Origin of the sequence: Nitratidesulfovibrio vulgaris str. Hildenborough (genome assembly GCF_000195755.1) — a bacterium.
Classification (GTDB): domain Bacteria; phylum Desulfobacterota; class Desulfovibrionia; order Desulfovibrionales; family Desulfovibrionaceae; genus Nitratidesulfovibrio; species Nitratidesulfovibrio vulgaris.
The window spans coordinates 2,476,348-2,500,842 of sequence record NC_002937.3 but is presented as its reverse complement, the minus strand read 5'-3'; the positions used below and the strand labels follow the sequence as shown (position 1 = coordinate 2,500,842).

Here is a 24,495-nt window from a genome sequence, read left to right as displayed (position 1 = left end):
CGCGTACATCCGGGCTGTCCAGCCCCACACGGCATCCGGCACCCTGACGCACTTCACGAACGACCGGGCAGGAGGGCAGATGCGTATCACCAAGTTCGCCATTCCCGAGATCATCTTCGGTAATGGAAGCCTCAACCATCTTGCGCCCTGCGCACGCAGACTCGGGGCTGCGCGGGTGCTCCTCGTCAGCGACAAGGGGCTGGAGGCCAGCGGCTGGGTGGAGCGTGTCGTGGACATCCTCGAAGCCGACGGTCTCGAATGGGTGTATTTCAACGACTGCAACTCCAATCCGCGTGACCATCAGGTGCATCACGGGGCGCGGGTCTATCAGGAAGAGCGTGCCGACGTCGTCATCGCGCTGGGCGGCGGAAGCCCCATGGACACCGCCAAGGGCATCGGCACCATCGTCGGCAACGGTGGGCGCATCAACGACTACGAGGGGGCCAACCGCATCATGCGGCCCCTGCCGCCCATGATCTTTCTGCCCACCACGGCGGGCAGCGGTTCGGACATCTCGCAATTCTGCATCATCACTGATGTGGAGCGTCGGCTGAAGATGTCCATCATCAGCCGGTCACTGGTGCCCAACGTATCGATCATCGACCCGCAGGTGCTCATGACCATGAGCGAGGAACTCGTCATCGCCTCCGCCATCGACGCCTTCGCCCATGCCGTCGAATCGTACCTTTCGCGCCTTGCCTCGCCGTTCACCGACCATCAGGCGTTGCGTGCCATGGAACTGATCATGGACAACCTCATGCCTGCCGTCGAACGGCGCGACCCTGCCGCGCTGGAGAGACTCAGCATCGCCAGCACCGAGGCGGGCATGTCGTTCAGCAATGCGGGACTCGGCATCGGGCACTCCCTCGCCCATTCGCTTGGCGGCATGTTCGACGTGATGCACGGTCTGGTGCATCCGGTGTTGCTGCCGCATGTCATGCGGTTCAATCTTCCGGTCAGCGTGGAAAAGCTGGCGGCCATCGGGCGCATCGTCGTCGGGCCGCGTGTCGCCAGTGCCGAGTGCATCGCGCGGGCGGGCATCGAACGGTTGCACGAGTTCTTCTCCGCACTGGGGGTTCCGGTGCGTCTCGGGCAACTGCTGCCCGACAGGGGCGTGCTCGAGACCATCGCCCGGACGGCGCTCAATGATGCCTGCACTGTGACCAACCCGCGCGAGGCCACCTGCGAGAACCTGCTCGCCCTGTGCGAAGAGGCGTGGTGACATGACCCGTGAAACGAGCCTCGACGATCTTATCGGCATCGAGCACAGCAAGCTTGGCTTCTTTCAGGAGTTGCGGCAGAGCATCGTGCAACTGAAGGCCGCGCACCGTGAGTCCGAACGTAGCCGCCTTGAGAAGGAGGCCATCCTCGACGGTATCACCGACCTCATGATGATGCTCTCGAAGGATTTGCGCATCATCTCCGTGAACCATGTGTTCTACGACGTGACCGGGGTAAAGGCCCCGGAGGGGCGGTTCTGCTACGAGATATTCCGCGGGCAGGACCACCCTTGCCCGGAATGCCCGGCGCACCGGTCGTTCGTCACCGAGGAGGTCTGTTGCGAGACCTCGCATTTTCGCATCAACGGGCGCAAGTTCCAGTTCGAGATGGTGGCGTCGCCCATCAAGGACCCTGCCACGCACGACCGGCAGATTCTCATCTTCAAGCGAGACGTGACGCTCCAGAAGGAGTTTCAGGCCAAGTTCCATCAGGCCGAGAAGATGGCTACGGTGGGTATGCTCGCCGCAGGGGTGGCGCATGAGGTCAACAACCCGCTGACAGCCATCAACGGCTTCGCCGAGGGCATCCTGCGCCGGGTCAAACGGTTGCGCGGTTCCGTCGACCCTGACCTGCACGCCGACCTTACGGACTATGCGGGCACCATACTGGGCGAGTGTCGCCGTTGTCAGGAGATAGTCCACTCGCTGCTCACCTTCAGCAGGCCCCATTCGTCGGCGTTCTCGCCTGTGAACCTCAACGTGGTGGTGGATGACACCCTGAAACTGCTGCACAACCACCTGAAGCAACCCAAATATCGTCACGTGCGCATCGACACCCGCCTGTGCCCCACGGCACCCGTCATACTGGGGTGCGAGGCGCAGTTGAAACAGGTGATGCTGAACCTGCTGGTGAACGCACTCGATGCACTGGAGGCGGTTGCGCCATCGGCGGGCGACTCCGGAGATGACGCCCCGCCTGATGCCCACGGCGGAAAGACCGCGGTCATCACGGTGGCGCCCTTCAGGGACGAGCGTCATGCCGGGTTCACGGTGCGCGACACGGGCAGCGGCATTCCGCAGGAGCATCTCCATTCGCTGTTCGAACCGTTCTTCACCACCAAGCCCGTGGGGCGTGGCATCGGCATCGGGCTTTCGACGTGCTACACCATCGTCACGGAACACGGCGGCGACATCAGTGTGGAAAGCAAAGAGGGCGAAGGGTCCGTGTTCACCGTCACCTTGCCGCTTCCGAGGGAGTGACCGACGTGCGTACCAGTTATTCCGTGCTGGCAGTGGATGACGAACCATCCATCGGCAAGTTGCTGGAAAAGGAACTGTCGACGCCAGCGCGCGCCGTGCATGTGGCCGGTAGTGCCCGGCAGGCGCGTGAACGGTTGCGGCGCGCCACCTACGAGGTGGTGGTGCTGGACATCCGGCTGCCCGACGCCGACGGCATCGAGTTCATGGTGGAATTGCGCCAGCGCTATCCCGACATGGAGGTCATCCTCATCACCGGGCACGGCAACATCGACAATGCTGTGGAAGCCATGAAACTGGGTGCCTACGACTACATCACCAAGCCGTTCAACCTGACCGAGCTCGAAGTGGTGGTCGAGCGTGCCTATCAAAGGGCTTTTTTGCGCAATGAGAACAGAGCGTTGCGTCATGCGCACGACCGTGGGCGACCGGGTGTGACGCTTATCGGCAACTCACAGGTGATCAAGGAGGTGCGCTACCTCATCGAAAAGGTGGCACCGACCGATGTGCCTGTCCTCATCACCGGTGAAAGCGGCGCAGGCAAAGAGGTGGCGGCCCATGCCATCCAGTCGCTGGGCACTCGCGCAGACAAGCCGTTCATCATCAAGAACTGCGCCACGTTGCAGAAGGAGTTGGCCCGTAGCGAACTGTTCGGCCATGTCCGCGGTTCGTTCACGGGGGCACTGGAAAGCCGCGACGGGCTCATGGCCTTCGCCAACAAGGGAACGCTGTTCCTCGACGAGATAGGCGAATTGCCCATGGAGGTGCAGGCTTCGCTGTTGCGGGTGCTGGAGAACAAGACCTACCGCCGAGTGGGAGAGAAGGACCACCGCAGTTGCGACATCAGGCTCATCTTCGCCACCAACCGCACCCTCGCCGGAGAGGTCGAGGCTGGACGCTTCCACGAGGCCCTGTACCATCGCATCAACGTGTTCAATATCGAGATGCCCCCCCTGCGTGAGCGCAAGGAGGACATTCCCCTGCTGGCGGAGTTCTTTCTCGCCCGTCTCGGCAACGGGCGCGACGACCTGCGCATATCCGACAGGGCCATGTCGTGCCTGATGCAGTACGCATGGCCCGGCAACGTGCGTGAATTGCGCAACGTGCTTGAACGCAGCATCATCCTCGCCGAGAACAACCTCATCACCGAACATGCGTTACCGCGTGACCTCGCGGGATTTGCGGGTGGCGGTGGCGGGCAGTCCGGTGTTTCAGGTGTACCCGGTGCGTCCGGTGCCATGGGCGAGGCGCAGGGACCGTTGTCGCTTGAAGCCATGGAACGCGAGCACATCGCCCGTATCCTCGAATTCTACGATAACAACCGTTCGCTGGCTGCCACAGCACTGGGCATCAGCCGCAAGACGCTGTACCGCAAGATGCGGGAATACGACATCGGCTAGCCGTTGCGCCATGCCGTTTAAGGGCTGACGTCTCGTGCCCCGGTGGCGAGTGCAGGTGCGAAGCAGTCTTTTCCTGTGGCGATACGTCGATGCTGCCTGTCCAGTGACCGACGTTATTCCATGGAAGTGGCGTCTGCACAGTGGGCCGTCATGATCGAATCCTGCGTTCGATATGCGGAGATGAAGCCCGGTCAGATGCTGCCATGATGCGCATCTGACCGGGCCGCATGAACAGACGGGCGTAGCCTACAGGTCGAGCGCGTTTCTGCTGAAGGCGATGTCGAAGCCTTCAGCGTCCACGGTGGGCATACCGTCGTGCAGGGCTATGCGCATGTCGGCGTGGGCGTTGAGTCCCAGCGCACGTGTGGATTCGTCGGCGGAGTCCCGGTTGGCGAACTGCAGCCGGAGGTCGTAGGCGACCGCATAGCTGCCATCGGGCCGACTGGTGAGGGCGACGGTATTCATCTCGACGGTCTTGCGCCCCTGTGCTGAAAGCAGTTCCATGGTGCATTCGCGTAAAGCCGGTTGCGCCGCCATACTCGTGAACACGTCGGCAGCCATCGCCTGATGCAGTGCATAGGTGACCTTGCCAGCTTCCTCGATGCTCGGGAACGCATCGGCGAAGGCCCGCAGTTCACGTTCCATGGCCACAGGGTCGTTGGTGCCGGTGGCACCGTAGAGATGGCCATTGATCGCCATGCCGTTACGGAAGAAGTCCTTGAGGAACTGCGTCCCGAATCGGGGCAGATAGTCCGTCTGGAACTCCTGTGATGCTCCTGGCACAGTAACACCGCCGAAGTCGGAGGGACGCTCCATGGTCTTCTTCAGACCGTTGACAAGCCCGTCGCTCAATTTCGCCACGTCTACCTGCTGCGGTTCCGGCCAGCCGAGGCTGTGAACCCCTTGAGGCAGGGCTGCGCGTACCTGCGCCATACTCAACTGGCCCACACCGGGCACCTGTCTCGCAATAGCGAACTGTTGCGCGTCGATGCCCGCCATATGGGCGAGTACATCAAGCAACTGTACCGTTGCGGCGCGTTCGTTGCTGACCTGACGGTCGTTCGGGTCTCCGTGCCCAAGGGAGAAGCACAGGGCCGTGAAGTCACTCTCGGGAGCGGTGAGGCGTTCAAAGACGCTGCGTGGCGATTGTCCCTCAGGCATGTGCGCGAGTTTTGCGCCTATCGCGATGGCTGCGTTGCGGAGGCTGCCCACTTCATCGGCACCGTCTACGCCGGGGCGCAGATGCTTGGCGGCAGCGGCGTTGATGGCGAGGGGTAGATTCGAGATGGCCGTTTTCATCTCCTGCGGGCCAAGCTGTCCTGAGATAAGGCGGTCCATCGACTGCGCGACCTGGCCAATGCTGTCGCAGACCGCAGTGGTCAGGTTTGGGGGAAGCATGGCAGGGAAGGAGATGAGGACGTCCCGCGCAACAGCGCGCTGGTCGGCGGTAAGCGAAGGGTGGTTGTCGACGATGGCCAGAGAATCGAGAAACTCATGCACGACGCGGTTGGCGACGGCGGTGGCCTCTTCCTGCGTCGGGGGATGGGTGTTCTTGAACTTGAACTCGGAAGTGAAGCGCGCACCCATGCGGGACTGGAGTTTGTCGAGGTCTTCCGGTTTGAAATCGAAGTGCATGCCCCTGTCCTGCATGGCACTGCGCAGCATCGTGCATAGCGGGGCGTCAGCCGTGGAGTGGTCGGCCACGGATTGTAGCTTGACCTCCAGCGCGACGTTGAGTTTCTGCAGGCACAGAACGCGGCACGACTCTGTCAGCATGGCCCGGGCTTCTGCAAGACCGGGGCTGCGCAGGCCGTGGTTTTCACCCCACTGGCGGCATTTCGTGCGCAGTTCGCCAAGCAGTTGCTGTCTTTCCTCGGCCGTGGGCTGGGTGTCTCCCATGCCGAATCGGGTGGCCTTGGCAGAGAATATGTCATCGAATTCCTGCCCAAGCCGCTCTTGCAGACCCGTGATGTTGATATCGAGGTTGGCGGAAATGGGCAGTTCTTCGCGGGTAAGCTTGATGACCGTTGCCGTCACCATTGCCATGGTGCGCCCTGAGATGGGTTTGCCGTTTGCGCAGTGAGACGAGAGAAGCCTCTGGGCCACGTCAAGTTTGGCATCGTTCACGCCAGCATCACGTAGCTTTGCCACAAGGTTGCCGACCACTGCACGGTTGTTCTGTGCGGCATCACCTTTGCCGATGGACCGTAGCCAGTTGACGGCACGACCGAATGCACCGCGAGTGCCAGCCACGAGCGCATCACCGTCAGAGCGCACATGCTCCGCCCCGATGGTTTCGAACTGGTTTCGCAGTAGTCCAAGGGCTTGCAAATTGCCATTCATGGCAACCTCTCTTTGATGGATGGAGTGGACGCATTGTCAGAAGTGAAACATCGGCTGCGGGGTGGCACAGCCAGAACAGTGTCGCAATAGCGAAAGGCGTGCCACTTGCGAATCAGACCCGCAACGCCATCCCCTGCAATATAGCCGCATCGGTTGCGGGAGTCTCGGCACCTATGGCTTGCGTGGCTTGCCGCAGTCCCTCGCTGACATTCACATGGGTTTCAAGGAAGGCTTCAAAGGCCGTGAGGTCAAGCTGTTCGGTGCCAATAGCGTTGGCGAAGAGAAGCCCATGCTGTTGGCTGAGTCCCAGTATGCCAGCCCCGCTGATGGCGAGGCTGAGGTTCTGCTCGAGAGCATAGCGGCATAGCGCCATCGCCTGAACATCATCGTCGGGCATCAGGGTGATGACTGTGAAGGCATAAAGCCGTGCCTTGTCGCGGACAAGTTCCAGATTCACCACGATGTCGTCGAAGCTAAGCACGCAGGTGCCGTCTGCGTCGAGTGCGAATCCTGCAATGCCGGTGCGTTCTCCGAATTCTTCGATGATCTTCTCGATTGTGCTCATGGCCCTACCTCATGGTGTGATATCAGTGCATGTACTGCCCATACGCAGCCTGCCATGGCAAGGAACACGCCTTGACGTCCAGCAGACAGGTACAGAGTGTGTTTTGTCAGTGGTCATAACCGTATAGGTGCTCTTCCGTCAAAGACGAACATGCCATGTGACAGATCGCTGAAGCATATCAGAGTTGCATGAAAGATGCTGTGAATCAAAAATGACCATGGCAGACTATACAGCTGCGCATGGTCATTTTTGCTTGAATATACCTATTCTTTTTTGCGTAAGAAGAGGATGCAATTTGACGGTTGAATTGCATCTATGGATAGCTTGATTGAGTTCCTTGTTGTAAGCTGAAGACGTTATGACTTTATTGCGAGGTGTTATTCGTTAAGAGTGTCCTTGCTGATGATCAGAATGGACGTTTTGTAGTTCTTTGCACATATACTGAAAAAGGCCTGTATTTCTACAGGCCTAAATCATTCTGGCTCCCCGGGACGGACTTGAACCGCCAACCTAGTGATTAACAGTCACCCGCTCTGCCGATTGAGCCACCGGGGAATGTCGCCGACATGCGGCGAAGCAGCTGTTTATGGTGAAGTGTCCTGTTTGTCAAGCGTAGGTGGCGATTAAGTCGTAGAATCCTCTCAGTGTTTGCGCCGTTCTTGGGGGGCGGTGTACTCTGACCCGTGGGGCAAGCCTACGGAGTGAAGATGTTCCGGGCGGTCTGCCTTCATCCGTGTCTTAGCCGGGTAGGGCGCAACTGTCTGCGTGCCGTATCTTCGGCATCCCCGCCGTGCCATCCGATATCGGGCCGTGGGGCCGCCATGCCATGGCGACCGTCAGCGGTCGATGCGGAACTCCACGGGAATCTCCACCTCGCATGACACGTTGCGCCCCTGTCTGCCGCAGGGCTTGAAACGCCAGCGTTCCACCGTCTCCAGCGTGGTTTCGGCGAAGATGTCTGCCATGTCACCCCCGGCGATGCGGCTTTGCACCACCCGTCCCGAAGGGTCGAGAAGCAGGCGTACCATGACCACGCCTTCGGCACCCTTGTGCAGGGCCTCGCGGGGGTAGGGCGGACGCGGCGTGTACACGGCGCGAGGCCCACGGTCGTATCCGCCTGTGCCTGCCCCCGTGCCGCCAAGACCTTCTCCGCCTGTACCCGCGTGTGCCGTCGACCCGCCGCCTGTCCCGCCTCCAGTGCCATAGGCCATGCCTTTCTCCGGCCCACCGCTTCCGGGAGTCGTGCCTGTGCCGGGCACCCCTGCGTGTGCCGTGTTCGCCACTGCACTGTCACCCTCGTGTGACGACTCGGGCGCGGTGGTCGTGGACGTCGTTTGCGTCGGCTGCGTATCCACTGTCCGCTTCTCTTCGGCGCGAGGCACGGGGGCACGCTGTGCGACCTCACGGCGTGGAGTTTCCTTCTTTGGACGCGGCTTCGCTTCGACGCGGCGCTTGCGTGGGCTGACCGCCGTCGCTTCGTCGGGGCGCGGGCGCGTTGTCGGCGTCTGGGCGGCAGGAGGGCGGGCCGCAGGGGGGGGCTGTGTTGCCTGTGCAGCACGCGCGGGCTTGGATACAGGCATGCCCGGGCCGCCGAGAGAGAGTTCCATCAGCTGGCTACCGCCACCCACGCCATCACCTTCAAGCTTGCCGTCGCCACCGGACGCGAGGCCGAACAGGAGAAAGCCCACGAGGACGAGATGCTGTGCCACGGCAATGCCGGTGCCTCTGTCCCACCATCCGTTCATGACCCGGCCTCCTCCTCTTCCGCCATGACGTGCATCCTGGAGACGCCCGCCCCCCGTACGAGTCCCAGCACCCGCACGACCCTTCCGTAGGGGACGCCCGCATCGGCCCGCAGGAAGAGCGTCCGGCCCGGCGTGGTGACCCGTTCAGTGAGCAGCGAAGGGAGCGCATCGTCTGTGGTGTCGGTCTCATCCAGCATGAGTCGTCCATCGGCCCCTATGCTGAGGACGACGTGCGGCGTGTCTTCGGGCACGGCCTCCACCGTGGTGGTCTTGGGCAATTCCACGTCGAGGCCCGACTGCATCATGGGCGCGGTGACCATGAAGATGACCAGCAACACCAGCATCACGTCCACGAACGGCGTGACGTTGATTTCGGAGACGACACCGTCGTCATCAGGCGAGAGATGCATCACGCCCTTCCTTTCCGCCGCGCACGGCGTGCAATGGCACCTGCCCCGCTACGACCTTCTGTGACGCTGGTGCCGCCAAGCTTCCGGTCTCGATGGAGGGGCTGCACACGCTCGACCCCGCGGTCCCGCCCGTTCCGTTACCCCCGCTCACAGCAAGGGCTGCGTCTGTCGTGTCCGACGTGACGGGCTGTGCGGGCGTCAGGGATGCCGCGTCGTGCCTTCGTGCCGTGGCGGGGGCTTCGGCCCCGTCAGTGGCCGTTGGTTTTCCGTTTTCCGCAGCAGGCAGTGGGGCGGTTTCGAGCATGATGGTGTTGAGGGTGAGTCCCGCAAGGCTGATGAGCCGTGCCTGAACACGGCGCACGCGGGTCATGTGCAGGTTGTAGCCGATGGCCGCGGGAATGGCGACGCCAAGACCCACAGCCGTGGCGATGAGTGCTTCAGAGATGCCGGGTGCGACAGAGGCGATGGCCGCTGTCTTGGCCCCCGCCAGTTTGTGGAACGCATCCATGATGCCCCATACAGTGCCGAAGAGACCGATGAACGGGGCGGTGTTGGCAGTGGTGGCAAGCAGGGGCAGTTGCGAACCGAGGCGTCCTGTCTCTTCCGCGACGGCGTGGCGCATGGCCCGGCGCACGTTGTCGGCGATGACCTCAGCCGGGGCGCGGCGGGGCAGCAGCCGCATGTACTCTCGGTAGCCGGTACGCAGCAGATGCCACACGGTGTTGTCGGCATGGCCCTTGAAACGCGACATGGCCTCGGCGATGCCGTCACACGCTTCAAGCCGGTGTATGGCCCCGTCGAGACGTCCTTCGATGCTGCGGAAGAGCAGGGCCTTGCGGACGATGATGGACCAGCTGACCACGGACATGACCACCAGCACCGCCATGACCGCACGTGCCACAGGAGTGGCGTGGGAGTAGAGTTCGATGATTTCCATGAATCAGGCTCCTGCCGCGTCGGAACGCGGTCGTCTGTTTGATGGGGTGGCGGCGTCGTGTGCCGGTGTCATCTCCGCAAAGCGGGGACGTCCGACCATGAGGCCGGTAGGCTCGGCTGTCGCGGCGGACAGGCCGGAGGCAGATGCCGGTGCACAGCCGAGTGCAGCCTCGACCAGTGCCCTCGTGGTGGCGGTGGCAGGGGCGTCGAGTACCACGGGCGTGGGGCCGGCCTCGACCACATGCCCACGGTGGAGCACCATCACACGGTGGCAGAAGCTGCGCACCAGAGAAAGGTCGTGGGTGATGAAGAGGCAGGCCATGCCATGCCGGAGTTGCAGGTCGCGCAGCAGGGCCACCACCTGAAACTGAAGGGCGCGGTCGAGCGATGAGGTGGGTTCATCCAGCACGAGAACCTCGGGGCGCAGGGCCAGTGCCCGTGCGATGACCACCCGCTGGCATTGCCCCCCCGAGAGTTCGCCCGGGTAGCGTTGCATGAAGTCGTCGGAGAGTCCCACTTCATCAAGGGCGGCGAGCGTCTTGTCGTGCATGGCCTTGAGGCCCTGCCTTCCACGCAGGTCGGGGAAGTGGGTCGTCAGCCCCTCGGCGATGCTTTCGGCCACGGTCATGCGGGGGTTGAGTGCGGAGAAGGGGTCTTGAAAGACGGCCTGCACCTTGCGGCGCAGCGGGCGCAGGGCTTCTTCGTCCAGCGTGTCGAGTCGCTGACCGTCCAGCGTCACGCGGCCACGCGAGGCGATGAGCCGTAATACGGCGAGGGCCAGCGTACTCTTGCCGGAACCGCTTTCACCCACCACGCCGAGGCACTCCCCGCGCCGTAGCGTGAACGAGGCCGAGACGAGGGCGTCATGCCCGGTCTTGCGCAGACCGAAGAGACCCCTCTGGCGTGTGAAGGTCACTCCCATGTCGCGGGCTTCAAGCAGGGCGGGTTGAGTCGCCGTGGTCTCTGGCAGCGGGGCGGGCCCGGAGGGGCCTTCGGCCCCGAGAAGCGCGCGGGTCACCGGCGAGGCGGGGGCGGAGAAGATGCGCGTCGTCGGGGCACTCTCCACGATGCACCCGGCGTCCATGACATGGATGACATCGGCAAGGCTGCGGACCACGCCGAGGTCGTGGCTGACGATGAGGACGCCCATGCCGAGACGGTGCCTCAGGGTGTCGATGAGGCGCAGTATCTGGCTCTGCACCGTGGTGTCGAGGGCCGTGGTGGGTTCGTCGGCGATGAGCAGTGCCGGGTCGTTGGCCAGTGCCATGGCAAGGGCCACGCGTTGCCTCTGCCCGCCCGAAAGCTGGTGCGGGTAGCTGGCGAGTCGTGCCTCAGGTTCGTCGAGTCCCACCATGTCGAGCAGTTCAAGTGCCCGCGCCCGTGCACGGGGGCCGCGTATGCCCTTGTGGATGGCCAGCGGTTCAGCCACTTGCCGTTCTATGGTGTGCAGGGGGTTGAGGCTCGAAAGCGGGTCCTGGAAGACCATGCCGATGCGGTCGCCCCGCAGGGCACGCAGGGCGGATTCGGGAGCATGGGCCAGTTGCGCCCCCTCGAAGCGGATGTTGCCGTGGGTCAGGCGTGCGCCGGGAGGCAGCAGTCCGAGGACGGCCCTTGCCGTGAGCGATTTGCCCGAACCGCTGGCGCCCACCAGTGCGTGTATCTCTCCCCGGCGCATGGTGAGGCCCACACCGTGCAGGACGGCGCGGCCCGACGCGGCAGGGGGATGGGCACTCCCGCCGAAGGCGAGGTGCAGGTCTTCGATATGCAGAAGGTCGTGGGTCATGGTGGTCATCTCCGTGGGGAGGGGGCGGGGTTTGTCACCGAAGGGTCGAGCGCGTCGCGCACGCCTTCACCGATGAAGACGAGAAGCATCAGGGTGCCGCCAAGCAGCCCGAAGACCGAGCATCCTATCCACGGGGCGTGGAGGTTGGCGCGTCCCTGCGCCACCAGTTCACCGAGTGACGGATACCCCGGCGGCAGGCCGAAGCCGAGAAAGTCGAGCGACGTGAGTGCCACGATGGAACCGTTCAACTGAAAAGGCAGGAAGGTGACGACGGCGACCATGGCATTGGGCAGCACGTGGCGCAGCATGATGCGCCATTGGGGTACGCCAAGGGCGCGTGCCGCCCGCACGTGGTCGAGGTTGCGCCCTCGCAGGAACTCGGTGCGCACCGCGGGCACGAGGCGCATCCACCCGAAGAGCAGCATCACCCCGAGTAGTGTCCAGAACGTCATGCGGAACATGCTGCCCACCAGCATGAGCAGGTAGAGCACGGGAATACCCGACCATATCTCCAGTATCCTCTGGCCGAAGAGGTCGAGCCTTCCACCCCGGTAGCCCATGACCGCCCCGGCTGCGATGCCCGTCACCGACCCGGCAAGGGTGAGTGCCAGCCCGAACAGTACCGAAAGCCTGAAGCCGTACAGAAGCCGTGCGAGGATGTCGCGCCCCTGGTCGTCGGTGCCCAGCCAGTTGCCGCCACCGGGCGGGGCGGGCACGGCGGGGGCGTCGTAGTTGATGGTGGCGTCGGCGAAGCGCACCGGGGGCCAGAGTGCCCAGCCGTGGGCATCGATGTAGGCGGTGAGCAGCGGGTCGCGGAAATCGGCGGGGGTGTCGAATTCGCCGCCGAAGTCGCGTTCGGTGTAGTCGTGCAGCACCGGAGAGTGCAGCCTGCCATGCACCATCACCAGCAGGGGTCTGTCGTTGGCGATGATTTCGGCGCAGAGGCTCAGGCAGAACAGTGTGACGAAGAACACCAGCGACCACCACGCCCGCCCGTTGCGCCGAAAGGCGTTCCAGCGTCGTTGTGCGGTGGTCATGCCGCCCTCCTTTCGAAGTCGATGCGCGGGTCAACGGCCATGCAGAGCATGTCTCCGGCAAGGGATGCCGTCAGACCGATGAGCGTGAAGACATAGAGAGAGGCGAACATGACAGGGTAGTCGCGCTGCATGGCGGCTTCGAACCCCATGAGTCCGAGACCGTTGAGCGAGAAGATGGTCTCGATGAGCAGCGAACCGGTGAAGAACACCCGCACGAAGGCACCGGGAAGCCCGCTGATGACCAGCAGCATGGCGTTGCGGAAGACGTGCCGCCACAACACGGCCTTGCGCGTGAGGCCCTTGGCGAGGGCCGTCTCCACATAGGCCTTGCCGAGTTCGTCGAGAAAGGCGTTGCGCGTCAGGCTGGTCAGCCCCGCGAAGCCGCCCACGACCATGGCGGTCACGGGCAGCACCATGTGGTGCGCATAGTCGAGCACCCGTGCCCCGAAAGGCAGCGCGTCGTGCCCCGGCGACACCAGCCCCCGCAGCGGGAACCATTGCAGGTAGCTGCCCCCGGCGAAGAGCACGATGAGCAGCACCGCCAGCAGAAAGGCGGGGATGGCGTGTGCCGCGATGACGGCGATGCCGCTCATGGTGTCGAATCGGCTGCCGCGACGTAGCGCACGCGCCATGCCCAGCGGGATGGAGACGGCATAGATGACGAGGGTGCTCCAGAGTCCCAGCGACAGCGATACGGGCATGGCGTCACCTACGAGGTCGATGACGCTGCGCCCCTTGAAGAGGCTGTCGCCGAACCTGAACAGGGCGAAGTCGCCCAGCATGGTGACGTAGCGTTCGAGGATGGGGCGGTCGAAGCCGTACTGTCGGCGGATGGCCTCCACAGCCTGCGGGCTGAGTCCTGCCGCCCCCTTGTAGGCGGCTGTCCCGTCGTCGGCTGCGGGCTGCATGTCGCCGCCATCACCTGCGCCGATGCGTTCCATGTAGGCGGCGCCATCACCTTCGAGACGGGCGATATACTGTTCCACCGGGCCGCCGGGGGCCAGTTGCACCACGAAGAAGTTGATCGTGACGATGCCGAGAAGCGTGGGCAGCACCAGCAGCAGGCGGCGCAGCATGTAGCCCCATGCCCCGCCGTGGGATGACTGTCGGGCGCGCATCAGCGTGTCTCCGTTGCGGGTGTGCTGCGGGCCGCATCAGCCTGAGTACCGTCGCCCTGTGCCGGCTTGGCCGGAACACCCTTGGCCTGCGTGTCATCGCCGGATACGGCCCACCACGAGTGCAGGTCGATGCCCCCACGCGGGGTGAAGGCGGGGTGCGCCACGCGGGTCTTCCAGTAGGCCATGCGTTGCCTGTCGCTGTACCAGCCGGGGACGACGTAGTGCTCGTGCAGCAGCACCCGGTCGAGGGCGTGGACGGCGTCGCGCAGGGTGGCGGCGTCGCGTGCGGCGATGATGCGTTCGACCAGTGCGTCGACGGCGGTATCGCGCACGCCCGCGTAGTTGCGCGACCCCGGTGCGTCCGCTGCCGCCGTCGTCCAGAAGGCACGCTGTTCGTTACCGGGATTCGACGACTGGCGCATGGTGGCATGCACCATGTCGTAGTCGAAGGCACGCACCCGTGAGACGTACTGCGTCTGGTCGACCACCTGCACATCCATCTCCACGCCGAGGCGCGAGAGGTTGCGTCTGAAGGGCAGCACCACGCGTTCCAGACCTTTGGACGAGAGCAGCAGCGTGAACCTGAAGGGCCTGCCCGAGGCATCGACAAGGCGTCCGTCGCGCAGGTTCCAGCCCGCGTCGTGCATCAGGCGCAGGGCGTCGCGCAGGACGGGGCGGATGTCGCCGCTGCCGTCGTGCGTGGCGGGCAGAGGGGGGGGGCCGGAGAGCATGGCGGCCCTTTCGGGGGACACTTCGCGCAGCAGGGCGCGTTCGCCTTCGGTGGCGGTGCCGGTGGCTGCGAACGGAGAATTGGAGAAGAAGCTGTCGTAACGTCTGTAGGCGTCGTGGAAGAGGGCGCGGTTCGTCCATTCGAAGTCGAAGCACATGGCAAGGGCACGGCGGACGCGCACGTCGGCGAAGATGGCACGGCGCGTGTTGAAGACGAAGCCGCCCATGCCCTCGGGCCTGCCGTGGGGAATCTCCTCGCGGGTGATGCGCCCTTCGCGGACGGAGGGCACGTCGTACGAGGCGAACCAGTCCTTGATGGTGTTCTCGTTCCACAGGTCGAACTCTCCGGCGAGGAACGCCTGCCGTGCCACGGTGGTGTCGCGGTAGTAGTCGCAGCGGATGACGTCGAAATTGTAGCGGCCCCTGTTGATGGGAAGCTTCGCCCCCCACCATCCCGGAACGCGTTCGTAGGTGATGCCTGAACCGGGGCGTGCCTCGCGTACGCGGTACGGGCCGCTGCCCGGTGCGGCTTCGGCTTGCGGTGCGGTGAAGTCGCGCCCCTGCCACCAGTGACGGGGCAGCACGGGCAACTGGGCCACGATGTAGGGAAGTTCGGCGTTGTGGCGCGATGTGAAGTCGAAGCGCACGGTGCGGGCGTCCACCGCGGTCACGGTGCCGACCCCGGCGTAGTAGTCCCGGTAGAAGGGCGACCCGTGGCGGGTGAGCATCTCGAACGAGAAGACCACGTCGGCGGCGGTGACGGGGTGCCCGTCGGCGAAGCGTGCCGCGGGTGCGAGGTGGCAAACCAGATGCCCGCCGTCTGCGGACTCTTCGAAACTCTCGGCCAGCAGGCCGTAGATGACGCCGTCCTCACCGGGTACGGTCTCGCCCAGCGTCTCGTAGGTCAGCCCCAGTTGTGCGGCGGGGATGCCACGCATGATGAAGGGATGCAGGCTGTCGAAGCCGCCGATGACGCCAAGGCGCAATGTGCCTCCCTTGGGTGCCTCGGGGTTCACATGCGGCATGTGTGCGAAGCCCGTTGAGAGTGCGGGTACGGCCCCGGCAAGGGTGAGGGCATGTGTGCGGACACCCGCCATGGCGGGGGCGATGGCGGTGGCGAGACATAACATGAGGGCGGTGAGGCCGCTGAATACGTGGGCGCGAGGGTGCAGGCGCGGCAGGGCGGACATGAGGCAGTCTCCGGGGTGCCGCGCCCTTTCGGGCGCGGCACGGCTGTAAACATCAGAAGGTGTATTTGAATCCGGCGTAGTATTGCCGGCCCATGACATAGCCAGTGGACGAATCGACGTTGCTCTTCTGGTCGAAGAGGTTGCTCACCTCCATGGTGAGGGTGAGCACGTGGTCCTCATGACGCAGGGCGTCCCATTCCACGGCGGTGTCGACGGTGACGCTGTCGCTGAACGTGCGCGCTTCGTAGGCGTCGTAGCGAAGTCCGTCGGTGTCGGTGAAGGTGCCCGTACGCACGAGGTCGGTGCCCGGCCCCTTGTAGCGAAGCACGTTGAACCATCGCAGTGCGTCGTCATCCATGAACCGGGCGGTGTGGGTGAGGGTGCCCACCCACGGACGGTTGTAGTTGGAGGCGGGCAGGTTGCTGCGCGGTACGAGGGAACCTTCGAAGTAGACCTTCTCCCACTCGATGACCGACCCCGTGTCGCCGTTGAGGAACGAACTGTCGAAGTCGGTGCCGTCGCTCTTGGTGTTGGAACGGGTGATGCCGAGTTCAACGGTGTGGTCGCCCATGTGTTCGGTGTTGAAGTCGCGTTCCACCGTCCATGTCACGCCCCAGTAGTCCGTCTTGCCGCTGTTGTTCAGCGTGGTAGCGCCATTGGTGTCGAGAGTCGTGCGCAACTGGTCGCGGTGCTTGCGCGATTCGGCGCGCATCCCGAAGCGGGTGTCGAACGCCTTGAGGGTGACGCCCGCCATGAGTTCGTCGGAATAGGGGGTGTCGAGTTCGTCGAGGTCGTAGTTCTTGCCGCCGGTGGTCTTGTCGTAGACCCAGTCGCCAAGGTTGCCCCCGGTGAAGCTGCGCTTGTATCTGGCAAGACCGCTGTCCTTGCGCAGGGCGTAGGCGAGCATCTGCGAACCGTAGTAGCGGTTGGCACCGCCGATGAGGTGCACCACGTCGTCATCGAAGACGTCGAGGTCGGCCATGAAACGCCACGCCGGGTCGATGTTCCCGGTCAGGTCGTCATGCGAGACGCGCAGACCGGGCCGCAGCGTCAGGCGGCCTATTTCGATGGTGTCCTGCCCGAACCATGCGTAGCTGTTCATGGAGGCCGAGCGGCTGTAGGCATCCTCCACCGTCTTGTTCTGCGCGAACTGTTCCCCTGCGACGTTGCCCGGCCCGGCGGGTATCTTGTCGCGGTCGGCCTGACTGTTGGGGATGGAGGGGTTGTAGTAGGCGGTATAGCCAGTTGAGTCGGTCGAGGCGTCGGTATGCTGCACCTCGATGCCCGTCTGGAACACGTGCGAGAGGACGCCCGTGTGGACCGGGTCGAAGTCGAGGATGCTCTTCCATGACACATCGTCCTGCGACTGTTCATAGTCGCCCATGGAGCCTTCCATGGCGGAGGTGCCTTTGCCCCACGTGGCATAGGCACTATCGAAGCGCGACCCACCGATGGTCTTGTAGCGCAGCCATGTGCTTGCCACATCACCGGTTCCGTAGCGTGACAGTTCGCTACGCGAGAAGCCCAGCGTGTTCTTCCACGCCACGGGGCCGAAGTCGTAGGTCCCGTCAAGGGCGGTGAAGAAGCCGCCTCCGTCCACGGAGAAGTCGCTGTCGAGTCTGCTCGAGATGTACATCTCGCGCTGGTAGGGCGCGTAGCCCAGGGTGAACGACCCCTTGAACGGCCCGTCATCCATGAACGCCAGCTTGCTGATGAAGTTCTCGTTGGTACGGTACTGGTCCTTGGGCGAACCCCACGCCGTCTCCATGGGGATGACGGAGTGCTTCACGCTGTAGTTGAGGATGACCCCGAGTCGTTCAGTCAGCGGCCCTTCCGCGGCTACGGAACCGTCGTGCCGCTGGAATCGGTCCTGCTTGTCGACCTGTGTCGTCCCGCTTGGCATGTCGGGGGCGGTGATGTGCGCCCAGTTGTCGCGGGTGTGGCGATACTTGAGAAAGCCATGCACCCCGTCCATGCGCGGGTCGCGGATGTCGGCCTTGACCATGCCGCCCGTGAAGCCGCCGTATTCGGCGGGGATGTTGTTGTTGAAGAGGGTGACACCATCCAGCAGGTCGGTGTCGATATAGAACGACTGGGCTTCGCCCGTGGGTGCCACGCCGTCGGCCGTGCTTCTGTCTTCGCCCGAGGCGTCGATGCGGTTGGAGGTGGAGATGCCGCCGATGACGTAGCTGTTCTCATACGGGCGGCTGCCTGCGATGGAGACGCGCGGCGGGCGTATCTCGCCCCCTTGGGTCGATGAGTACGCGCCTTCATCGAACTGCACGTCCGAACGGGTGCGGAGTGCGTCGTTGATGGTGCGGCCCGGTGAGGGCAGGCTGTTGAGTTTTTCGCCGTCGATGACGGTCTTGCCCATCTGCTGCGTCTCGCCCGAGACGCGCAACGGGTCGAGTCTGTAGACCTCCGACGCCGATGTGGACGACGTGCCGGTTGCTGGGCCAGTCGCCGGGCCAGTCGCCGGGCCGGACGCGGGCGCAGTTGCGGGCGCGGGCAGTGTGGCGTTGGCCGCTCCGGGCTTGGTGGTGTTGGCCGATGGGGTCTTCGCAGCCTTGCCAGCCGACTCCGCCTGTGCGGGCGTTGCGGGCATGGTGGTCGGGGCGGCGACTGCCCCTTCCGGCATGGCGAGCAGGGCGCAGAGCGCCAGTGTTGCCATGTGTCTCATTCGATGCCTCCTCACGATATGGGATTTCATTCTCATTTGTTGCCGCTACAGCAGGAGGCGCAGCCCGTCTTCTTGAACCCGTTCAGTCTCTCGGGTCCATCGTCAGTGGGCGTGTTCTTGCCAAGGGTGAGGCTTTCACTCGGGGTCGCCAGCGGGCCGAAGACCAGCACCCCGGCAAGGCCCGGCAGTCCCGTCGCGGCGACGAAGAGTGTCTCGCCCCAGTGCAGACCTGTGCGAGTGCGCCTGCGCACCAGCACGAGGAGGGCGACCGATAGTGCGCAGCCCAGTGCGGCGAGAGGCAGCGATGCGGCGGGTTCCATGCGGAAGAGCACACGACCTTCTTCAGGGGCGAATTGTCGCAAGGCCAGCGGAGAAAGCTCCGACCCGGCAATCTGCGCGGCTTCGATGCGGCTTCTGGCCTCAGCGGGGAAGTACAGGTCGAAGGTGTGCACCGGGTTGTACTGTGCGTCTGTGGCGATGTAGCGCGTGGGCTGCGTGAGACGGTCGCGCAGGTCGGCGGAGGCGAGGGTGACATTGAGCGGGTCGCTACGCAGCACGGCGTAACTGCCTGCCGCGTCGAAGCCTTCCAGCGGCAGCCTCACCAGCGTGTCGTCGTAGGTGACGAGGTGTACGGCATCGCCGGTGACGATGGTGCCCACGAAGGCGCGGCGGGGGTGTTCCTCGACGGTGATGGCCTTCACTTCGCCGTCGATGGCGAGGCCCGTTGCCCTGCACCGGGGTTCGCCCTTGTGCATGGCGAGTCTGAACACGCGGCCTTCGGCGTCCACCAGCAGGCAGCCTTCGTCGAAGGGCTTGAGCGGGTTGGGGTTCGACCCGAGGCCGCGCAACGGGAAGCGCACGTCCGCTGTGCGCAGGGCTTCGGCGAATCTGGCGGTCTTGGCGGTGTCGAGGCTGCCGTCGGCGCAGCGGATGAAGTCGAGTCCGGTACCCGTGATGCGGAAGATGTCGGGCGGCAGCGAGAGGTGCGCCCCGGCGGGGGCTGCGTCCAGCAGCACATTGAGCGGCATCTTCGGCAGGTTCCACATGCGCGGCGAGAGTTGCACCGTCTGCAGGGCGTTGCGCGCATCCTGCGCCGTCACGGGCACTCCGGCAACGGTGGCGGGAAAGCGACCCTGCTTCTCAAGTTCGGCAAAATACAGGAAAGGCAGCCGTTCCTTGAAGGCCGGGGCTTCCAGCGGGTTGCCGGACTCGTCGGCATAGCCTGCGCCCGTGAAGGTGTCGGTGCGCACCATGAAGCGTTCTTCCACCGCGCTGTAGTAGGCGGTGGCCCTGACTTTTTCGGGGTTGGTGGCACGGCGGTACACATCGGGGATGAACCAGAAAAGCGACATGGCGGTGACCACCGCGCAGGCGAGGCGGGCGGGTGAGAGTGTCATGCTCCCTCCTTGAGGCGCAGCGCGGCGGCCTCCAGCGGCAGAATCCATGGCAGGGACGCCAGCGCGTACCAGCCGAGGCTGCCCGTCATGGCGTCGTAGCCGTAGGTCTTCAGCAACAGCAGTGCGTAGGCGAGACCGGCGCAGCCGATGACGCAACGGCGAATCATGCGGGTGTCAGCCAGTGCGGCGGCGGTGGCGAAGTAGGCCACATGCCCCGCCAGCAACGCGGGCAGTGCCGTGCGGACGATGGGCGCGGCAAGTTCGGCGGGCATTCCGTAAACGCAGAGGATGAGGGCGAAACCGCCCAGTGCCAGCCCGCCCGCCAGCGTGAGCAGCGCAAGGCCCACCGCCGCCGGGGCGTAGAGGGCCGTGCGATGGGGCACGGGCAGGTGCAGGGCGAGGCGCAGGCGTCTGCCCGCGCATTCGGGGCGATACTGTACGGCGGCAAGCCATACGCCCGCGAGGGGCAGAGTCAGTAGCAGGGTCTCGAAGAAGATGGTCTGTTTGAAGAGCAGCATGTTCCAGAGGTCGACAGGGCCGTGGTTGTTGCGGACGCCGCGCAGTTTGAGCCACGCATCGCCCAGTCCGAGAAGGATGGCGGCAGGGGCCAGCCATCCCGCGTAGCGGAGTTTGATCCATTCCTTGTAGAGAAGTGCGCGCAGCATGGGGGGCTTTCTCCTTGTCATGCGGGCAGACGGCGGGCCGTGGTGAGGGCTACGAAGGCGTCCTCGAAGGTGAGGGCCACGTCGGTGAGTGCATCGCAGGCGATGCCCAGCGATGCGAGATGTGAGCGCATCCTCTCCGGGGCGGCTGCGGCGAAGAGCGTCACGCCTTCCGCATCGTCGTCGGTGTCGAGGATGATGCCGTCGGGGACAAGGCGCAGGACGGCTTCGGAGAGTGGCAGCCGGTAGCGGCGGTAGGTCTCCATGAACAGGGCTCTGGTGCAGTCGGCTGCGACCCTGCCCCGTTGCAGCACGACCATCCTGTCCACGAGGCGGTCGAGTTCCTGCACAACATGGGAGGTGAGCAGTACGGTGGTGCCGCGTTCGCGGACGTAGGCGCGCAGCATGTCGATGAACTGCCTGCGATAGCCCACGTCCAGCCCCATGGAGTAGTCGTCCAGCAGCATGAGGCGCGGATTCTGGGCCATGATGAGTCCCAGCACCACCTGTGCCCGCTGACCGCATGACATGCGGCCAAGGCGTCTGCCCATGGGCAGGTCGAGGCGTTCCACCACTTCGCGCAGCACGCCACTGTCCCACCGGGGATAGAACGGCGCATGGAAGCGTTCGAGTTCGGCGATGGTCATGAAGTCGTACTGGATGAACCCCTCGTGCAGCAGGCCGATGTCAGCACGGACGGCAGGGGGCAGGGCATGGCTGGGTGCACCCAACACGCTGCATTGTCCGCCCGTGGGACGCAGGAATCCCATGAGGATGTTGATGGTGGTGCTCTTTCCCGCGCCGTTGCGGCCCAGAAGGCCGAACACCCCGCCCTCTTCCACTGTGAAGTCCAGCCCGTGCAGCACGGGGCGTTCGCCGTAGTCGTGGCGCAGGCCCCGGCATTCGATCATCGTCGTGCCGCTCATCGGGCTACTCCTTGGGCTGTTTCTTCGGTTGTGGTCCCGGCGGGTATCTTTCGGGAGACCGCAGCCTTGGAGGGTTTGCCGCCGGGCTTTGTCGCAGGTGCCTTGCCCGTGATGGCGAGTTCGGCACTTCTTGTGGCGAAGACGGCGCGTGCTTCCGCAGCGATGTCGGCATCGGTGACGGTGCCCAGTGCCTTGGCGAAGGCTTCGGCATGGCGGGCCGCCGGTCTGCCGCGCAGGACTTCGGCTTCGATGATGCGCTGCCAGTAGGTGTTCGAGTCGCGGGCCTTGGTGATGGCGTTGAGTACCGGTGCGCGCAGGCGCGCAGCCGTGCCGGGGGGCACTTCGCCCTTCGCCAGCCCTTGGGCCGCCTCGCGCACGGCCCGCCGTACCTTGTCGACCAGTGCCGCATCGGTGCGAATCGAGGCGACATAGGTGCCGAAGCCCCCGCGTTCCTGGTCATGGCGATAGCGCCCGGAGGGGGAGTATGAGGCGCCGATGGCCTCTCGCACCTCTTCGCGCAGCACTTCGTTGAGCCATGATGCTGTCAGGTGGCGGATGGCCAGCGCGCGCTGGTCTGATTCGTCCTCAAGGTCATGCCGCCACGCCACCACGAGGTGCGCTTTGCCATCGGGGTCGGCCACTTCGACGGTGCGCCGTGCCCCGGCGGGGAAGCGGATGGCCTCATGCGGTGCCTCGTGGGAGGCAGGCACGGGTGCTGGCATGGCGAAGAGATGGCGCACCCGTTCGATGAGACGTTCGGGGTCGAAGTCTCCCACTGCCACGATGGTGCGAGGAGGCGTGGACGTGCGGGCAAGGGCGAAGTCGCTCATGGCGTCGAGCGGCACACGGGCCACATCCCGGCCGTCAAGAGGTGCGGTGCGGCGGGCGTCGCCGTAGAGGAAGGCGCGAATGCGGTGAGGGGCAACGCCTTCGACGGTGTTCTCGCGTTCGTCCCTGCCTGCTTCAAGTCCCTCTATGGCCCGCGCCCGTCCTGCCTTCGTGGGGGTGGGGTCGGTGTATTGCGTCCACAGGGCGGCGGTGACGGCGTCGAGTTCCTCACCGGGGCCGCTGGCGTTGATGGTGAAGGCGTCGTCGCGGTAGTCCGTCTCCACCTTCACATGCCTCCAGCCGAGATGGTCGCGTGTGGCCTCGCGCGAGAGACGTCCCACTCCCTCTTCACGGAGGGTGCGTTCGGTGGCGCGTGCCACCGCGTAGGTCGCATCGTCCAGACCGTCCAGCCCGTCACCGTGGAACAGCGAAAGGCTGAAGCGTCCCTTCTCGTAGGGCGTGACGGCCATGTGCAGGGTGAGGCCGTTGTCGAGGCGTACGGTGCGAAGGGCCGGGCCTTCCGGCAACTGGCGCGAGGAGTCGTGCAACACGAGCGCGGGCAGGGTGGGTTCGGCAAGGTAGGGGAAGGCCGTAGCGACGCTGTCACGCGGTGCTTCGACAGCGTGTGCGGTACTCTCGGCCCACGCCTCGACAAGGCGCGCCGGGGCGTTCTCCACGCCTGCCATGCCGGAGAGGTGCAACATCCTGTTGCCTGTGTCCCAGCGGCGGCGGAATGCCTCTTCGACCTCGCCTCGGGTGAGGCTGGAGAGCATGTTCAGGTAGAGGTCGCAGGTCTGGTCTGTGGACTGGAACACCCTGTCGGCGTTGAAGCAGGCCACGGCCTCTGCGGCGATGTCGCTGTTGGTGCGATTGGCCTTCTCACGGCGCATGGTGGTGAAAAGCCCCTCGCACACGCGTCGCGCGTTCTCGAACTCGTCTTGCGTGAAGCCGTGTTCGAGGGCCCGGCGCAGTTCCGTCTCTGCGGTCGTCAGCGCGTTGCGCCAGTCTTCGCCACGGGCACGCATGGTGATGGTGGCGGTCTCGAACATCTCGAAACCGACGGGCATGGCCATATGACCGCCAAGGACGGGCGCACCGGGCGTGGAGGCGAGGCGCAGCAACCGCTTCTGGAACGCGCTGGTGGCGACGGCCTCTGCCAGTCTGCGGCGTTGCAGGCTCATGGAGTCGACCTCGGTTCGCGCCGTGTGCATGGCGGTGACGCTCACCGTCACGCCGCCTCCCGTCTCCGGGTCGTAGCTTGCGTGTACGCCTTCGTGCCTGACGTTGCCGGGCGCGGGCATGACCGGTGCGCCGGTGCGCGCCTTCACATCAGCGAAGTGACGTTCGACCATGGTCGCGAGGTCGGCGGGGGTGACGGCCCCCACAGCCACAAGCACCATGCGTTCGGGGCGGTACCATGTGTCGTAGAAGGCGCGCAGCGTCTCGGGGCGGGCATGGCGCACGACATCCTCGAGGCCGATGGTCTCGAAGGCGTAGCGGCTATCGGCATAGAGGACGTCTCGCAGGGCCTTGCCCGCGCGACTTCTGCGGTTATCCCGCGCCAGCTTCTCGGCGAGGATGACGCCGCGTTCCTTCTCGACCTCTTCAGGCAGGATGAGCAGCCCGTCGGCCACATCCCGCAGGATGAGCAACCCTTTTTCGATGGTCGCAGTGTCGGCGGTAGGCAGGTCGAGTTTGTAGACGGTCTCTGCCGTGCTGGTATGGGCGTTGGCGTCGGCCCCGAAGGCCATGCCGTTGTGCTGCAGAAAGGGGATGAGCGTGCCGGGTGCGAAATTGCGCGACCCGTTGAAGGCCATGTGTTCGACGAAGTGCGCCAGTCCGCGTTGTTCGTCAGTCTCCATGAGCGACCCAGCCTGTACGTCGAGATGCAGACTCACTCGTCCTTCCGGTTTGGCGTTGGGGACGATGACGTACCGCAACCCGTTTGCCAGCCGTCCGAAGCGTGCGCTGTCGTGTGGCAGGAGGCGTTCGTGGGGGGGCAGCGGGCGTTCATGCGGCCACCGGCCGTCATACCAGCCATAGGGAACGGCAGTGGATTCAGCGGGGGCGACCAGTGCAGGTGGTGCCGATGGCGCCCTGTCGCGCAGGCATCCACCTGTGAGGCAGAGAAGGGCGGCAAGGGCCGCCGTCCCGCCTGTACGCATCGAGGAGTGTTTCATGGACATGAGGTGTCACCTTGCAGGCTGCCCGCGTCGTGGGGTCTCGTGTCGCCTTCGGGCGTCGTCGAAGACCTCCCGGCGGGCGGGGG

17 protein-coding genes and 1 tRNA gene are annotated in these 24,495 nt (G+C 64.7%); 3 read left to right on the top strand and 15 right to left on the bottom strand.

Translation table 11 applies throughout. From position 1 onward, the window contains the following. Window positions 1-79 precede the first annotated feature (79 nt). From DVU_RS11230 to DVU_RS11220, 3 genes are read left to right on the top strand one after another with little or no spacing between them, the layout of a single operon-like run. A complete protein-coding gene (locus DVU_RS11230) occupies window positions 80-1,222 on the top strand; it encodes an iron-containing alcohol dehydrogenase (protein WP_010939668.1) in 1,143 nt (380 codons plus the stop codon). 1 nt (window position 1,223) lies between these two features. Continuing rightward, window positions 1,224-2,480, top strand: a complete 1,257-nt coding sequence (locus DVU_RS11225; protein WP_010939667.1) for a PAS domain-containing sensor histidine kinase — start codon at window positions 1,224-1,226, stop codon at window positions 2,478-2,480. 5 nt (window positions 2,481-2,485) lie between these two features. Further along, window positions 2,486-3,877 carry a sigma-54-dependent transcriptional regulator gene (locus DVU_RS11220; RefSeq protein ID WP_010939666.1) on the top strand — a complete coding sequence of 464 codons (1,392 nt, stop codon included), beginning with the start codon at window positions 2,486-2,488 and terminating at the stop codon, window positions 3,875-3,877. A gap of 246 nt (window positions 3,878-4,123) precedes the next feature. On the opposite strand, the gene DVU_RS11215 is transcribed toward DVU_RS11220, so the two are convergent. The 15 genes from DVU_RS11215 to DVU_RS11145 form a co-directional block, all read right to left on the bottom strand. Next, window positions 4,124-6,220, bottom strand: a complete 2,097-nt coding sequence (locus DVU_RS11215; RefSeq protein WP_010940660.1) for a hypothetical protein — start codon at window positions 6,218-6,220, stop codon at window positions 4,124-4,126. A gap of 112 nt (window positions 6,221-6,332) precedes the next feature. Further along, window positions 6,333-6,785 carry a CesT family type III secretion system chaperone gene (locus DVU_RS11210; RefSeq protein WP_010939665.1) on the bottom strand — a complete coding sequence of 151 codons (453 nt, stop codon included), beginning with the start codon at window positions 6,783-6,785 and terminating at the stop codon, window positions 6,333-6,335. 479 nt (window positions 6,786-7,264) lie between these two features. Next, window positions 7,265-7,340: transfer RNA gene (locus DVU_RS11205), tRNA-Asn, on the bottom strand. Between the two features lie 281 nt (window positions 7,341-7,621). Continuing rightward, on the bottom strand, window positions 7,622-8,530 hold the full coding sequence (locus tag DVU_RS11200; RefSeq protein ID WP_010939663.1) for an energy transducer TonB: 909 nt from the start codon (window positions 8,528-8,530) through the stop codon (window positions 7,622-7,624). Continuing rightward, window positions 8,527-8,940 (bottom strand): ExbD/TolR family protein, encoded by a 414-nt coding sequence (locus tag DVU_RS11195; RefSeq protein ID WP_010939662.1) that lies wholly within the window; start codon window positions 8,938-8,940, stop codon window positions 8,527-8,529. The genes DVU_RS11200 and DVU_RS11195 overlap by 4 nt, the downstream gene beginning before the upstream one ends. After that, window positions 8,924-9,877, bottom strand: a complete 954-nt coding sequence (locus tag DVU_RS11190; RefSeq protein ID WP_010939661.1) for a MotA/TolQ/ExbB proton channel family protein — start codon at window positions 9,875-9,877, stop codon at window positions 8,924-8,926. The genes DVU_RS11195 and DVU_RS11190 overlap by 17 nt, the downstream gene beginning before the upstream one ends. 3 nt (window positions 9,878-9,880) lie before the next feature. Next, window positions 9,881-11,659 carry an ABC transporter ATP-binding protein gene (locus DVU_RS11185; RefSeq protein ID WP_010939660.1) on the bottom strand — a complete coding sequence of 593 codons (1,779 nt, stop codon included), beginning with the start codon at window positions 11,657-11,659 and terminating at the stop codon, window positions 9,881-9,883. A 5-nt stretch (window positions 11,660-11,664) separates the two neighbouring features. Next, on the bottom strand, window positions 11,665-12,696 hold the full coding sequence (locus DVU_RS11180; protein WP_010939659.1) for an ABC transporter permease: 1,032 nt from the start codon (window positions 12,694-12,696) through the stop codon (window positions 11,665-11,667). Next, a complete protein-coding gene (locus DVU_RS11175; RefSeq protein WP_010939658.1) occupies window positions 12,693-13,814 on the bottom strand; it encodes a microcin C ABC transporter permease YejB in 1,122 nt (373 codons plus the stop codon). The genes DVU_RS11180 and DVU_RS11175 overlap by 4 nt, the downstream gene beginning before the upstream one ends. After that, a complete protein-coding gene (locus DVU_RS11170) occupies window positions 13,814-15,733 on the bottom strand; it encodes an extracellular solute-binding protein (protein WP_010939657.1) in 1,920 nt (639 codons plus the stop codon). The genes DVU_RS11175 and DVU_RS11170 overlap by 1 nt, the downstream gene beginning before the upstream one ends. 52 nt (window positions 15,734-15,785) lie before the next feature. Continuing rightward, window positions 15,786-18,413, bottom strand: a complete 2,628-nt coding sequence (locus tag DVU_RS11165) for a TonB-dependent receptor (protein ID WP_010939656.1) — start codon at window positions 18,411-18,413, stop codon at window positions 15,786-15,788. 32 nt (window positions 18,414-18,445) lie between these two features. Continuing rightward, window positions 18,446-19,810 (bottom strand): DUF4857 domain-containing protein, encoded by a 1,365-nt coding sequence (locus DVU_RS11160; RefSeq protein ID WP_010939655.1) that lies wholly within the window; start codon window positions 19,808-19,810, stop codon window positions 18,446-18,448. Continuing rightward, window positions 19,807-20,475 (bottom strand): hypothetical protein, encoded by a 669-nt coding sequence (locus tag DVU_RS11155; RefSeq protein WP_010939654.1) that lies wholly within the window; start codon window positions 20,473-20,475, stop codon window positions 19,807-19,809. Before DVU_RS11155 ends, DVU_RS11160 begins: the two co-directional genes overlap by 4 nt. 17 nt (window positions 20,476-20,492) lie before the next feature. Then, window positions 20,493-21,398, bottom strand: coding sequence for an ABC transporter ATP-binding protein (locus DVU_RS11150; protein WP_010939653.1), 906 nt, complete (start codon window positions 21,396-21,398; stop codon window positions 20,493-20,495). Further along, the gene (locus DVU_RS11145) at window positions 21,395-24,412 is read right to left on the bottom strand and encodes a M16 family metallopeptidase (RefSeq protein ID WP_010939652.1); all 3,018 of its coding nucleotides are present in this window, start codon (window positions 24,410-24,412) and stop codon (window positions 21,395-21,397) included. Before DVU_RS11145 ends, DVU_RS11150 begins: the two co-directional genes overlap by 4 nt. Between the last annotated feature and the right edge of the window lie 83 nt (window positions 24,413-24,495).